At 56.2% G+C, this 13,945-nt stretch carries 10 protein-coding genes; 3 read left to right on the plus strand and 7 right to left on the minus strand.

The genetic code is table 11. The annotated features are described in order from the left end of the window. Positions 1-496 precede the first annotated feature (496 nt). From IPM59_08755 to IPM59_08780, 6 genes are all read right to left on the minus strand, one after another. Positions 497-706 carry a helix-turn-helix domain-containing protein gene (locus tag IPM59_08755; protein ID MBK9215678.1) on the minus strand — a complete coding sequence of 70 codons (210 nt, stop codon included), beginning with the start codon at positions 704-706 and terminating at the stop codon, positions 497-499. 130 nt (positions 707-836) lie between these two features. Further along, positions 837-1,034, minus strand: a complete 198-nt coding sequence (locus tag IPM59_08760) for a hypothetical protein (protein ID MBK9215679.1) — start codon at positions 1,032-1,034, stop codon at positions 837-839. A gap of 5 nt (positions 1,035-1,039) precedes the next feature. Further along, positions 1,040-2,044, minus strand: a complete 1,005-nt coding sequence (locus IPM59_08765; GenBank protein MBK9215680.1) for a site-specific integrase — start codon at positions 2,042-2,044, stop codon at positions 1,040-1,042. A gap of 520 nt (positions 2,045-2,564) precedes the next feature. After that, positions 2,565-2,738: a hypothetical protein gene (locus tag IPM59_08770; protein ID MBK9215681.1), complete on the minus strand. Its 174-nt coding sequence runs from the start codon at positions 2,736-2,738 to the stop codon at positions 2,565-2,567. A 6-nt stretch (positions 2,739-2,744) separates the two neighbouring features. Next, positions 2,745-4,697, minus strand: a complete 1,953-nt coding sequence (locus IPM59_08775; protein MBK9215682.1) for a glycogen debranching enzyme family protein — start codon at positions 4,695-4,697, stop codon at positions 2,745-2,747. Between the two features lie 92 nt (positions 4,698-4,789). Then, positions 4,790-8,131 carry a VCBS repeat-containing protein gene (locus IPM59_08780; protein MBK9215683.1) on the minus strand — a complete coding sequence of 1,114 codons (3,342 nt, stop codon included), beginning with the start codon at positions 8,129-8,131 and terminating at the stop codon, positions 4,790-4,792. A 146-nt stretch (positions 8,132-8,277) separates the two neighbouring features. Between IPM59_08780 and IPM59_08785 the strand changes: the two genes are divergently transcribed. Together IPM59_08785 and IPM59_08790 are read left to right on the plus strand one after the other, a co-directional pair. Then, entirely contained in the window at positions 8,278-8,850 is a 573-nt protein-coding gene (locus IPM59_08785) for a sigma-70 family RNA polymerase sigma factor (protein ID MBK9215684.1), read from the plus strand. A 68-nt stretch (positions 8,851-8,918) separates the two neighbouring features. Continuing rightward, positions 8,919-11,669 (plus strand): serine/threonine protein kinase, encoded by a 2,751-nt coding sequence (locus tag IPM59_08790; GenBank protein MBK9215685.1) that lies wholly within the window; start codon positions 8,919-8,921, stop codon positions 11,667-11,669. On the opposite strand, the gene IPM59_08795 is transcribed toward IPM59_08790, so the two are convergent. After that, positions 11,666-13,105, minus strand: a complete 1,440-nt coding sequence (locus IPM59_08795; protein MBK9215686.1) for a hypothetical protein — start codon at positions 13,103-13,105, stop codon at positions 11,666-11,668. The genes IPM59_08790 and IPM59_08795 overlap by 4 nt on opposite strands. 123 nt (positions 13,106-13,228) lie before the next feature. On the opposite strand from IPM59_08795, the gene IPM59_08800 reads away from it, so the two are divergent. Next, positions 13,229-13,861, plus strand: a complete 633-nt coding sequence (locus IPM59_08800; protein ID MBK9215687.1) for a Crp/Fnr family transcriptional regulator — start codon at positions 13,229-13,231, stop codon at positions 13,859-13,861. Positions 13,862-13,945: the final 84 nt, after the last annotated feature.

The following is a 13,945-nucleotide window of genomic DNA, read 5'->3' on the forward strand; positions in this document are numbered from 1 at the left end:
AATAGATCGCTGGTTTGCAAACCTATCGCTCCAACGATGTTTTTCACGTCGCATCCGGCAAAACAGTTGAGAAGTATCTTGCCGTTTTTGTTCGCAATGGAAAGGCTTCGGTTTGCGTCCGAGTGTGAAGGACAAAGAGCCGTCCAGCCGTTAGCTGTTTGCTTTACCTTCGAGAGTTTTTGCAGAAGATCGTCAAGATGATTCATCAATAATCACCTCCGATGCCTTTCTGATTTTCTCTCTTATCCGAGAGATAAAAGCCTGTTTTAGATCGTCAGAAACGCGGCTATATGACTGCCAGCAAGGACGGCAAGATCGAAACAACGTGAGACGGGCTGCCGCGTGATCGTATTGAGCAATCGCGATTAGCTTTCTGCCTTGTTTCCACGCCTCACAATTAAGGCATTGATATTTAGAGCTGCTTCGGCTAGACTTGAAACTGTTAAAAAATGTTTTCGTCTTTCGAGTAATGCCGAAGCCAGCCACTGCTTCGGCATCATTTTTTTTCATCTTCGATCGCCTCCGCACCGTTCCGCCGTCCGGCCTCAAAGAGTGCTATCAAGTCAGAAACGCGATAAAGGACACGTCCGCGAACGCGATAAAAGGGCAAACGGCCTTCCTTGCGTTCGCGCCAAAGAGTCACCGTAGAGACGGGGAATTGTTCCGCAGCTTCGTTTTGTGTAATGAAATCGTTGTCGTTAGTCATAAAATTAGGTATCTCCTTATGTTTATTGACTCTTAATGCAAAAAAGAGCCAGAGATTTGCTCTCTAGCTCTTAACCTAACAACTTATTTCAGGGGTTATTTTCGGGTCGTATTTAGCGGGTTTTCTCAATTCACGTTTGCTGAATAACGGGCGTGAAAGTAGCTTTTAACCTTAGCCCAAGCGTCGGCATCCTCATCGCATCCTCATCGCGTCCGGCCTCTCTTAGACCTTCGATTAGATCACGAAAGAAGTCATCGAAGCCCTTAGCAAATTTGGAGTCCAAAAGGGGCAATACGCGATACCAATCCACAAGATTCTTTGTAGCCATAAGCGTTAGTTCACAAACTCCGTATCTAAAATATCCGCTTTTGCGTGACTGCGATTCATCGTCTCCGCCAGCTCGCGAACGATCTCTACATCGGCGGATGTATAGAATTTGCTCGTTGTCCGAGTGTCCGAGTGTCCGGCTATTTTTGACGCAAAGGCTAATGGCAATCCGTCTCTCTGCCAGCGCGTGATAGCCGAAGCCCTAAGATCGTGAAAGTGAAGATCGTCAATTCCGGCTATCCGCTTTGCCGTCTGCCAGCCGTGCTTAAAGTCAACAAATGGAAACGGGCGTGATTCGCCTTCGGGCGTGAAAGAGCGGACGTTCTCCAGTTCCGCCTTTGCCCGTTCCGTCAGAGGCACAATACGCTCCGTCTCCGTCTTGGTATTGCTTCCCTTAACCGTAATGATTCCGGCCTCAAGATCAATATCCTTCCAATGCAGCTTCAAGATTTCGCCGCGTCTCATTCCGGCATCGACAGCAAGCAAGATGATTGCCTTCAAATGCGGATTATCGGCCTTTATCGTTGCCGTGACCGTCTCTGACTTGCCGTAGTGATGCCGTGTATAGGTTATAGCTCGCTCGCCCTCACAGGCCGCTAAAAGCCTTTCCTGTTCGCTTTCAGACAGAATCCTTGTCCTAACGGTTTCGGCGGAAGTAACAATGGCTTTTGCACCAAAGAAAATATCTCTCACTAGCCAGCCTTCCGATAAGGCAAACCGCATCATTCGGCGCATAGCTGCAAGTTCACGATTGATAGTAGCTATCTTTATAGGCTCATTTTTCGCCTTCGTTCGGAGTGAGCCTAGTTTTCGCCGCCATTGCTTGTAATCGGCAAGGGATTCTTTTGTGATCTCACCTATCCGACGTTTGCCAAAATACCTTGTGAGATTCTTAACGGCGGATTGTATTCCGGCGTGTGATCTTACGCCTTCCGTCTTTACTCCATTTTCAATCACGGCTGGTTTATAGAATTGCTTTGAGCAAATATCTGCAAGTCTCGAAAATGTCATTCTTTCACCTTCACGGATTCCGCCGTGAGATTTCTTGATCTCATTAACAAGGCGGTTGCGTTCATCTATCGCGTCCGTTCGTTTGGCTTTGGCTTTTTCAATGGTTAACGTCTTGCCCGTCCTGTGATCGAAATAGGAAATGCGAGCTGTCCATTTGCCTTTCGATTTGCCACTTTTTCGTTTGAATACTTTCGCCGTGATCTCCATAAAAGCACCTCACTTTTTTCTCACCTTTTTTCTCACCTAAAACTAGGTGAGAATTAGGTGAGATAGGCTATATTGTGAAATCTTCTGAACAAGTAGTCAAGCGTAAACTACTGAATTTACACATAGTTGGAAAGATCGTGAAATTGGCAAAAATCCCTGTCGGTTCGATTCGTAATCGAAAGGTCGTCGGTTCAAATCCGACGGGTGGCTCCATTTTTCTGTGGTGGGTCATTCTAGTCGGCCGGTCTTGTCCAAACGGGTTGCGATGCTGGCGAGATTGTCTAAGGTTTCTCGAGCCTGGGCATTGGCAGACTCAGCGTCGACGACGTTTTAGCTGAGACAACCCGACTTCGCCGTAGGCATCGGCTACGATACGACGATAGCCCCGACCTGCATAGTGTCCTTGACCGATGACATCGCCGACCTCGACTTCATCGCCGGCACCGGCCCGGAGGTGATGGATCCATGAATCCTTGGAAGCTGGCATGGGGCTCTACGGTTTGATGGTAGATGCGAGTCGGAGGAGTTCGGCGGTGCTCCAGGCTTGGGCGGCGGCTCCGCGTGGGGTGTGAGGGGCGTCGCCGTCGAATATCTCTGAGACGCTCCCGAGCATCGTATGGTTCAGGTGAGAGTAGAGCGCGCCGAGGGTCTCGGTGACGCGATACTCGGCCCGTCGGTCTTTAGAGTGCGTTCGGCGATAGGCGTCGACGAAAGGTCCGATCAGCCAGCTCCAGACGGTCCCCTGATGATAGGCGGCATCGCGCACTTCCGGCGGGCCTTCGTAGCGGCCGACATAGCGCGGGTCGCGCGGCGAGAGCGAACGCAGCCCGAATGGCGTCAAGAGTTCGGCCTCAACCTTTTTTACGACCTTGCGGGCTGCGGCGGCGTCGAGCATCGTGTGCCGAAGGCTGACCGCAAAGATCTGGTTTGGGCGGACAGACGCATCGCGCTCGTCACCATTGATGACGTCGTAGAGGCAGTTTTGCTCGTCATTCCAAAAAGAGCGTCGGAAGCTCACTTTTGCCCTCGTAGCGATCGAGCGATATTCCTGAGCTTTCGCCACATCACCGAACTGTTCTCCGAGGTCTGTCATCACGCACAGGGCATTGAACCATAGTGCCTGGATCTCCACCGGTTTGCCGATACGCGGCGTGATGACATGGTCGCCGATCTTTGCATCCATCCAGGTTAGCTGTGTCCCCGGTTCACCCGCGACCAGCAGGCCGTCATTGTCAACGCGGATCCCGTATCGTGTTCCGCGAATGTGCCAGTCGATGATATTGGCAAGTTTCTCGAATAGCTCATCCCGAGCGAAGGCAATATCGCCGGTTGCGGCGACATAGGCTCGGATCGCCTCAAAAAACCACAGCGTCGCATCGACGGTATTGTATTCGGGCTGCTCGCCCGCGTCGGGGAAGCGGTTCGGCAGCATTCCCTGCGAGATATGCCGTGAGAATTCGAGCAATATGCTGCGGGCAACATCGGGGCGATTCGTGGCCAGCGTCAGGCCCGGCAGGGCGATCATCGTGTCGCGGCCCCAGTCGGAGAACCAATGGTAGCCTGCGATGACCGTGTGCCCCGAACCGCGTCGGACGATGAACTGGTCGGCGGCAAGAACGAGTTGGCGTTCCGTATCGTCTTTTGTCCCCGAAGCGGCGACCAAGCGGGCACGACGTCGAATCTCGCTCGCTCGAAGGCTTTCATGATCAGAGACATTCGGCATTTCGGTCGAAGCAATGACCACCGCTGCCGCGGATAGGTCGAAGGTGAGCACGCACGGCTGATAAAGGTCCTCATGATAGTCAAAGCCGCGTTCCTTCTCGATCTCGTACTCAAAATCGCGATACCAGTAGCCCGAAGGCTCGACCTTTGAGGCATTATGTGCCAGATGCAGCGTTGGCGTGTCGGCAAGTGGCGAGAACCTCAGGAGGCCCTGTTCTGCCTCATATGTTCTGTCGAATTGAGCATTCTCGTGCCGCAGGTGATGATGGTCGCGGAACGCAAGCAGCGGCCGTAGCGCGAGGCTAACGTCGCTCGTGGCCGCGCCCGTCATTGACCAGCGACAGACGGTCGTATTCTCACCATTGACCATGAATACGGCCCGCTCGATCTTGATGCCATTTACGTTGTATGTCCAAACAGGGAATGGGTCGAGGCGAAAGCCCGTGAGAAACTGGTAGCCGTTCGGATCGATCGTGTCAGGATACTGGTTTGACGAGAGATCAAAGCGGCATTCACCGATGATCAGCGTCTCTTCAAATTTTGAGAGCAACACCATCCGACCGAGCGGCGGCTGCGTCGCTGCGACGAGCAGGCCGTGGTAACGGCGCGTATTGGCGCACGCCACGGTTGACGATGCGTATCCGCCGATGCCGTTCGTTTCGAGCCATTCGCGGGAGAATGAATCCACGCGATCCGTGCATATTTCCGGCCCCAAGCTGATCATGGTCTGAATAGATGATACCCTTAGCGCCGATAAGGGGACAAAAAAGGCGAGGACAATGTCCTCGCCAAAAGGTGGGAGAATAAAGGCCACGCTTAGGGCCCGACAAAGGCCGACGGCACGGGTATGTCCGAGCCGAGGCCGAAGTTGAATGCAGCGAAACCACCGGAGGTTTGGTTTATGTGCCATGTGCCGTTTCGATAAACGGCCGTATCTGTGCGTCCGTCACCGTCGTAGTCGGCGGGGACGAGGGTGTCGGTCGATGTGCCGAAGCTGATGTAGCTTGGCTGGCCATTCGAGCTTTGCAGGATGTACCACGTGCCGTCTCTGAATACGGCGGGATCGGTCTTGCCGTCGCCGTCGTAGTCCGCGGGGACGAATTTGTCACCTGGTGAGCCCCAGCTTCGATATTGAGGCTGGCCATTCGAGGTTTGGAGGATGTACCAGATTCCTTCGGACGGCCTGAATACGGCGGCATCGTGGCGTCCGTCGCCGTCAAAATCTCCTCTGACAGGCAGGTCGCCAGTCGTACCCCAATTGATCGTCACGAAATCAACACCAGGCTGGGACGACGGACGGTAAAAGAACTGCCCTTGTCCGCCGGTCACGCGATAGACGGCCACATCGTCCTTGTCGTCGCCGTCCCAGTCTCCGACGACCGAATGCACATCGCCCGTTTTGCCAAATTGCTCGATCTGAAACTGACCGTCTGAACTTCGCAGGACGTAAAACATCGCCCTGTCGGGATCGGACGGGTCCTCACGCCAAACGGCGATGTCCGCCTTGCCGTCGCCATCGTAATCCGCTGTTGCGAGCTTATCGGTCTCGATGCCCCATTCGGTCGCGTAGCTCGTACCGGTTGAGCTTGGCTGTATGTACCAGAAGTTCGCCGCCGGATCGGGCATTGGACGAAAAACGGATCGATCTGCACGCCCGTCGCCGTCAAAGTCATATTCTGTCCGCTGCGGAGTTGATGGCGGCAGGAAGACCACGGCTCCACCGCCGCGATTTGGGTTAGAGGCATTGACCGGAATATACGACGATACGGCCCCGGCGTTCGTAAATGGTGCCCGGATCAGGATGGGCGGTTCGGCCTCGGTTCGCCCCGCAAGTATCGCGGTCTGTCCGTCAGCACTGATATCGACATGTTCGAAGCCGGCCGTTCCCGCCGGCAGCGGCAGAGCCTGGACGTTCGAGCTGGAACTGAATGGCGCCGAGATGGCGGACGCAATGTGCAGGTCATTGCTCGCAACGATCGCCTTGCTTCCATCCGGAGTGACCTTAATGCCATTTGCGGTGTTAACTACGCCGAGACTTTGCGGCGTTGACGCGGCGCTGAAAGGTGCGTTTATTATGAACACAAAGTTCGTGAGACCGTTAGAGCCTGTTGCGAGCAGCGTGTTGCCGTCCGGGGTGATCGCGATCGCGGCCCGGAGGCCGGTGCTGATCGGAATTGTAAATGCCACCGACGTATAGGGTGCATCTAATACCGAGATCCCGGTCGAGTGCCGCACGAAAGCACGGCCTTCGCTATTGAACACGATGGCCTGTGTTTGGAAGGCCGCGACGCTCCCGGGCAGCGACACGGAGGTGATCGCTGACGATTCGTTAAATGGCGCCTGGATAACTTTCAGGCTGCTGCTGCCGATCGCAAGGGCGACGTTCTGCTGTGGCGGCACAGCTATCGAGCCGGAACCGTTGTAGCCCGCGGCAGACGTGCTGATCGTCGATTGAAGGACTCCGTCCGAAGCACGGACGACAAAGATCCTCGAATGACTGAAATCGCCCACGAGCACTGTGTCATTACCCGCAACGGCGATCCCGTGTGGTTCCGCATTCGAGGGCAGTCCGGCCGTGAAGACCTGGCTGCCAGGCGCATTTCGCGGGTCGTTATACCTTACGATCGCGCCTCCTCCGCCAGTGATGCTCTGCGAGAGCATTGCAGGTTGTCCGCCTGATGGAGGCGTTGGCGAGACGGTTGGCGTCGGGCTTGGTGAGGGTGTCGGTGTGGGCGAAGGTGTGGGCGTCGGCGTTACTGATGGCGTCGGAGTGCCTCCCGGACATGGGGCCGACGGAGACCCGGGCTGCTCGACGTAGATGTATGCGGCATGATCAGTAAGGCTCGTGTCGCGGATTGAACCGACGGCAGCGGTGCCGTCTGAGGCGATTCCTACTCCGTTACCGTAGTACACCGCGGTCGGCCCGCCCTGTATGCGTTGACGCAGCGTCCAATTTGAGCCGGTGCGGTCAAAGAAGTATGCGTTTCCCGGCGGCATAGCCGGGGGCGTGCTCGCAGGGAGTTCTCGTCCGACAACTATCCTGTCACCGGAGATCGCAACACTGCCGCCAAACAGGTCACGGTCGATGTCGCAGCCCTGCAGCTTCTGAGCTTGCGACCAAGTAGCCCCGCTGCGGGTAAAGACATATGCCGAGCCCTGTGTGGGAGTGAAAATATCGTCCAGCGGCATTGATCCCACCACAGCAGTTTCGCCCGAAAGGGCTACGCTGATGCCGAAATTGCCGGATGGGATCGGATCGGACGGTACCAGTTTCTGCTGTTCACTCCATGTGCCGTTCCGCACATAGACGTATGCCGAGCCGCTTGCCTCACCTCCATCGTCGTCTCCACGCGAGCCAATTATCGTCGTTTGACCTTCGATGGCGACACTGTAGCCAAACTGGTCAACGTCCGCCCCATCGCTTGCCGCGAGGCGCTGGTCAAACGCCCATGCGCCACCGGATCTGACGTAGGCATATGCTGCTCCGCGAAAATTTGGCCCCGCGCCGTCGGCTCCAACGATAGCAAGGTCCCCGTCAACAGCTACGGACCGTCCAAATTGAAAATTAATGCCCTCGCCGCCTGCATCCGGTGCTAATAGGCGAGCCTGCTCAGTCCAACTCGTCCCGTTTCTGACAAATACATACGCCGAGCCGCGGCCGGTCGAACCCGGTATCTGGGAAGATATGGCGCCGACGACGATCGTATCGCCGGAGATCGCCACCGAGTAACCAAACTGTGTGGCTTCGGGCGACGCGTGGCTCGGAATTAGTTTCTGTTGCTCCGTCCATGTCGAACCGTTCCTGACAAAAACGTATGCCGAGCCTCGCAGACCGGCGTCGCCATTGGCACCGACGACGGCCGTGTCGCCGGAGATCGCGATGCTCATCCCCATTCCCGTGTTGCCGTCGCTTGCGGTCAGCCTTTGCTGGAGGGTGTATACGCCGCCGCCCTCAGCGCTCGTACTCATCGAGGCGTACAGGCGCTCAAGTTCATCAGCATTCTTTAGATAGTCAACAGCCGCCGAACCGGTTAGGGATGGCAGGTCGCCCGACGCCTGGCGCGAATCAGCGGCCGACGTGGCACTTGCATTCCACTCGACGAGAAAACCACCAACTGTAAGCAATAACGTAATAAGTATTGTAATTCGACTCAGCATAATTCTCCTTTTTTGTTTGGACGAGAGTGTGTCTGCTCGGATATGCGTAAAAGTGTGATGAAGTCTGCCAAATCGACCAATAATTTTCCTTATTTCACGAAAAAGGTTAAACTTCGTCTTGAATTACCACTCTTTCGACCCAGCCTATGAGCGACGTCAAGCCATCGGAGATCACGCGGATCTTGCAGGATTGGAACGATGGCAATGAGGCCGCGAAGGAGGAACTCTTGCCGTTCGTCTATGACGAGCTAAAGCGACAGGCCCGGATACTAATGTCGTCCGAGCGCAATAATCACACGCTGCAGCCGACCGCGCTTGTCCATGAAGCCTTCTTACGACTAAACCAGCAAGCCGGCGTTGACTGGAAGAATCGGAGCCATTTTTACGGGATCGCCTCACGGCTAATGCGACAGATATTGATAGATCACGCCCGTCAACACGCGACGGCAAAGCGCGGCAACCGCCCGATACATTTTTCGCTGGATGATGTTCAGGTATCGGTCGAGGAACGCGCAGACTCGCTGCTCGTGCTGAACGACGTGCTCGACAGGCTTGAAAAGCTAGACGAGCAGCAGGCGAAAGTCGTTGAGATGCGTTTCTTTGGCGGGATGACGAATGGTGAGATAGCCGAGAGCCTTGACATCTCGGAACGCACGGTAGTGCGCGACTGGCAGGCCGCAAGATTATGGCTCTATCGCGAGCTAAACTCCGGCGGCTAAATAGTCGCAGAAATTCTGGCAGAGTTTCCTCACAATCTACGCATATTGGTCAGAAGCGCGAAATGGGCGTGTCAACACAAATGCAGCCGGAGAACTGGGACAAGGTCAAAGAGATCCTCGATGAAGCCCTGAGGATCGATGGTTCCGCGCGCGCATCCTATCTCGATAATGCCGGACTCGGGGCCGATATTAGGGCCGAGGTCGATTCGCTTCTGAGCTTTGACGAACAATCGGCCGACTTGATGCAGCTCTCGGCGGTGGAGTTCTCAGCCTCGTTCATCGACGGCAGAGAGGCGGACGATCGGTTGGCCGGGCAGCTTATCGGGCATTACCGTATCGTGTCAGAGATCGGGCATGGCGGCATGGGGGCCGTCTATCTGGCGGAGAGAGAGGACGGCACATTTTCGCAGCGCGTCGCACTGAAACTGCTCAAGCGCGAGATGAACACCGCCGCGCTTCGCCGCCGGTTTGAACAGGAACGCGACATCCTCTCGCGTCTCGAGCATCCGAATATTGCCCGGCTACTCGACGCGGGAGCGACCGACGACAAGATACCATTCCTTGCGATGGAGTATGTCGAGGGCCGCCCAATCGACGAATACTGCAACAAGCACGGGCTCGATCTCGACGCTCGGCTCGAGCTTTTCCGGCAGATCTGCTCGGCTGTCGATTTCGCACATCGTAATTTAATTGTCCATCGAGACCTCAAGCCGTCGAACATTCTGGTAACGGAAGACGGCATTCCAAAGTTGCTCGATTTTGGTATCTCAAAGATCCTGTCGGAGGACGACGAGGGCTTGACGGCAGCAACGGTCACGCGGCTCGGCGCCATGACGCCCGGCTATGCGTCGCCCGAGCAGCTTCGCAGCGAGAGCGTAACTACCTCGACCGACGTCTATTCGCTTGGTGTAATACTCTTTGAGCTACTTAGCGGCCATCGTCCGTTCGAAGGCAAGGAGGGCAACCTTAAGGATATCCTTCACGCCGTGATCGAGACCGATCCGCCGCTGCCGTCGTCAATGGCCGGAACATTGCCGGAAAGGGACACTGAAGCGATCACCGCGAGACCCGGCGAAATGTCCGCCGTAAATGAAACGCGGCATCAATCGCCTCGGCTTACGGCGCCGCACCCGATGAGCATCAAGCCGCAATATCTGCGCGGCGACCTCGACAATATCATCCTGAAGGCACTCAAAAAGGAGCCTGAGCGGCGGTACTTGTCACCCGAGAACTTCTCGGATGATATCCGCCGCTATCAGGATGGGCTGCCCGTGACGGCGCGGCCTGACACGCTTGTCTATCGCGCAGGGAAGTTCGTGCGGCGAAACCGCTACGCCGCGATCGCCGCGGCATTGGTCCTGATCGCGATCATCGCCGGAGCCATCGCGACACTGTGGCAGGCCCGCGTAGCGCATACCGAACGCCTTAGGGCGGAAAGCCGCTTTAACGATGTTCGAAAGCTGGCGAATTCTTATATCTTTGATGTTTATCCCGAGATCGAGAACCTTGAAGGCTCGCTAAAGGCCCGCGAGAAGATACTAACGAATGCCCTCGGCTATCTCGACAGCCTGTCGACAGAGGCCGGCGACGACCTCGAATTGCAGGGCGAACTCGCGACCGCTTACGAAAAGATCGGCGACGTGCAGGGCGCTCTGACCAACTCCAGCCTGGGCAACATCCAGGCAGGACTCGACAGCTACAAAAAGGCGGCCAAACTGCGCGAAGCGGTCTATCAGGCCGATACGTCCGATCTTGATGTCAAGGAAAAACTTGCGGCGAACTACTATACGACAGCCCGCACTCTTTGGAACAACAGCCAGACACAGGAGGCAACCGGGGCCTTTGAGCGGAGCCTCAAGCTCCGCCGCGAGCTGGTCGCCAGCCAGCCGTCGTCGGTCGAATACCAAAACCGTCTGGCTGTGGTGCTGATCGATTACGGCGCGATCCCTGTTTTCAATTCACAGACGGAGCAAGCGCTTGTGTTGTTTGAGGAAGCACTCGCGATCGTTGAGAAATTGCGCAGCCAGGATCCTGCGAATGCCGACTTTAAGAAGACCCAAACGCGGTTGCTCCGCGTCATGAGCAAGGCAAAAGGCTCGATCGGCGATTACGAGGGCGGCATCAAGGGCTTTGCCCTCGCGGCGGAGATCAGCCGTGAACTCGCAAGTCAGTTTCCTGACGATTTTCGCGTCCAGCGAAGTGTCTGGCTTACCGATTCGCTGACCTGCGAACTGTATATCGATAAAGAGGATGCTCAAAAAGGCGTGGAGACATGCCTGCCGACGATCGGGTTTCCAAAGGCTGCATTGGCCAAGGAGCCCGAAAATGGCGTCGTCGCCTATGACCTTGCGATCTCGTACTTTAATACGGCCCGGGCATATCGTTTCGCCGGTGACTATAACAGTGTTATCACCTATGCTGACAGGGCCATTGCTGCCATGACGCCGTTGAGCAAGAAGACCCCGGAGAATCTGGAGTATCAGCGCAATCTGGCGGTTTACGAGACCGAGCGCGTTCGCGCACACCTGAAACTTGGCCGATACACGGAGGCTCAAAACGGCGCGCAGAAGGTGCTTCGCGTAATGATACCTATCGCCGAGGCAGATAAAGCGACCACGACCTACCGGTATGACGTAGCTATCGCCTATCGTCTCTCAGCCGAAGCCTATGCCCGGACTGGAAGCAAAGCGAGGGCCGTTGAGAATATCAAAAAGGCGATCTCTATCGTCGAAGGCCTGCGCGATGAGAACGCCCTTCGCGATACGGACAAGGACCTGCTTACCGAACTGGGGAACGAATTGGCCCGGTATTCCTCCTAGAAACTATAAGCAAACGCCAGATTGAGGTGCTCGGCTGTGCGTCGCCGCGACAGACGGTATCGCGTGTCGAAGCGCCGCAACTCGATGCCCATCTGAAACTGCGGGCTGAACTTATAGATCACCTCACCGGCAAAAGCCAGATTCTGCGTCCGCCAGTCGCGTGAACTCACGCTGCGAAGGTCGGCGTCATCAGGGTCGTCGACCCCGACCGTGCCGTAAAAGCCAAGCTTGTTGCCCTTCATTCTCGGGGTGACGGCGATTTGGACCCAGCCGCCGCGTGTGCCGATCGCCCGAATACCGTCTGCGGTCGACGCATTGCTCTGGACACGAGCGAAATCAGGGTTTACACCCTGAAAAACTCCAGCCTGAAAACCACCGAGGCCCTGGCCGACGAATGCCTCGCCGGCGACGCTGACGACATCGGTCAGCGGCATGCTCCAATCCGCGGCGATGCCCCACGATGCGTCGGTATAACGCGCGTTCGCCGGACCTGTGTTGGCCGCTACGCGGCCGAAATGCCCCGAAATGCCGATCGACCCCGCCTTCTTGCTGGCTAACCAATTCTTGCCTGAGTAGGCGAGACGGCTCTGGAAAAATGGAAAGCCCGACGTCGAACCTGAATTCGGCTGAAGGAAGAAACCGCCTGCGGATGACGAATCTCCCGACTGCGGGGCGAGAACCGCTCCCTGCCATGCAACGGCGCCGAACTTTCTCTCGATCTTAACCTGCGGGATGCGTGCCCAGTTGTTGCCGGCGGCGGCCATCTGAGGTATTGCGGCTGCGGCAAGCGAAACTGGACTCTGCGGGGCAAATGGCATCCAGTCCTGACCGATGGTCAGGCCGGTTTTTTCCCAATCAAGCCTGATATTCGCCAAGCGTAGCCGTACGAGGCCAAAATTCTCGCCGATCCCGATGCCAGGCGAACCACCAAAGAAGTCAGCTTCAACAACGGCACCAAGACGGGCCCTGCCGACTTTGGCACCCTCCATCTTGAGTCCGAGCCGCGTTTGCCTGAGGCTCGCGCTCATGCCGCCGGTGCCTCCCGACGAGGCTAACAGTGGCACATCGGCGTTATTGGTCCCTCGCGTATTGCCAAAGGCGTTGAAGTAGATCGTGCCGTAGGGCGTCAGTTTAAGGTTGCCGACGTTAACACTGAGGTCGCGTTGCGGCGGAGTATCTTTTACAGGTCGTGACGGCGAGTCGGCCGTGGCCACTGCCTGATCGCGGTCGGTTTGTTTCGCCGGGGCGATCGTTCCAGCCGGTGTCTGACGGCGAACGAGTTCCTCGGTCAGCAGCCTGACCTTTTGTTCAAGGTCCTCGATCCGACGGGCAAGTTCATCAACATCCGTGCGCTCGGCCCTGGTCTGTGAAACGGCCGTGCACGCAGCGATCGTCAGAAACAACAGGGCTACAATGACGTCTCTAAGTGTCTTCATATCGGTAGTTCTTGAAAACAAACCCTCCTAAGATATTTTCCGCCTGGCGACGCCCCACCGTGTATGACGGAGGTCACAACATTGTGTTCGTCAACTGAAGCGCTAGAATCGAACTTTACGGCTATGGCGATTCTAGACGCAACACTCACCGAGCTACTCGCCGAAAGGTCGTCGGCAAGACGATTTTCTGCAGGCGAGATCGTCTTCTCCGAGGGCGACGACGCTACGTTCCTGCCTTTCGTGCGTTCGGGCCGTATTAAAATGGTCCGATACCCGGAACTAGGCAAGGAGATCATCGTCGGCACCTTCGGATCTGACGAGGTGTTCGCGATTCCGCCGGCATTGGATGGCAAGAGTTTCCCGGCAACAGCCGTTGCAATGGAAGAGTCAGAACTGCTCTTTATGCCGAGCGCAGATTTCAAGGAGCTGATGGGCAGTTCGCAGCAGTTTTCGGCGGTCATACTCGAACAGATGTGTGACATCTTGCGTCAGAAGGCCGACACGGTGCGGATCCTTGCGACGCCGTCGGCCGAGCAGCGCATTGCCGGCGTCCTGATCTCGATCGTCGGAGAAATCGATGAGACCGGGCCGCGGCGCATCGACCACCGCCGGCAGGATATCGCAGATATGGCCGGACTGACCATCGAAACGACCATCCGCTCTATCCGCCGCATGGCCGCACGTGATCTGTTTCGTATCGTGCATGGCAAGATCCATATCGATTCGCTCGAACCTCTCCGCCGTCTCGTCGATTAGCTCCTGTATTTTTTCGTTTCGTATGAGGCAGGTCATATTCGCCCCCGCTCGATAACGGCACAATGGCAATAGTCACCAAGGAGG

This window comes from Chloracidobacterium sp. (genome assembly GCA_016715795.1).
Taxonomy (GTDB): Bacteria; Acidobacteriota; Blastocatellia; order Pyrinomonadales; family Pyrinomonadaceae; genus OLB17.

Bases quoted from the DNA above. Each gene is read 5' to 3' on its own strand.
- IPM59_08785 (MBK9215684.1), top strand. From the start codon at position 8,278: ATGAGCGACGTCAAGCCATCGGAGATCACGCGGATCTTGCAGGATTGG.
- IPM59_08775 (MBK9215682.1), bottom strand. From the start codon at position 4,697: ATGATCAGCTTGGGGCCGGAAATATGCACGGATCGCGTGGATTCATTC.
- IPM59_08780 (MBK9215683.1), bottom strand. From the start codon at position 8,131: ATGCTGAGTCGAATTACAATACTTATTACGTTATTGCTTACAGTTGGT.
- IPM59_08770 (MBK9215681.1), bottom strand. From the start codon at position 2,738: ATGCCAGCTTCCAAGGATTCATGGATCCATCACCTCCGGGCCGGTGCC.
- IPM59_08760 (MBK9215679.1), bottom strand. From the start codon at position 1,034: ATGGCTACAAAGAATCTTGTGGATTGGTATCGCGTATTGCCCCTTTTG.
- IPM59_08755 (MBK9215678.1), bottom strand. From the start codon at position 706: ATGACTAACGACAACGATTTCATTACACAAAACGAAGCTGCGGAACAA.
- IPM59_08765 (MBK9215680.1), bottom strand. From the start codon at position 2,044: ATGACATTTTCGAGACTTGCAGATATTTGCTCAAAGCAATTCTATAAA.
- IPM59_08795 (MBK9215686.1), bottom strand. From the start codon at position 13,105: ATGAAGACACTTAGAGACGTCATTGTAGCCCTGTTGTTTCTGACGATC.
- IPM59_08800 (MBK9215687.1), top strand. From the start codon at position 13,229: ATGGCGATTCTAGACGCAACACTCACCGAGCTACTCGCCGAAAGGTCG.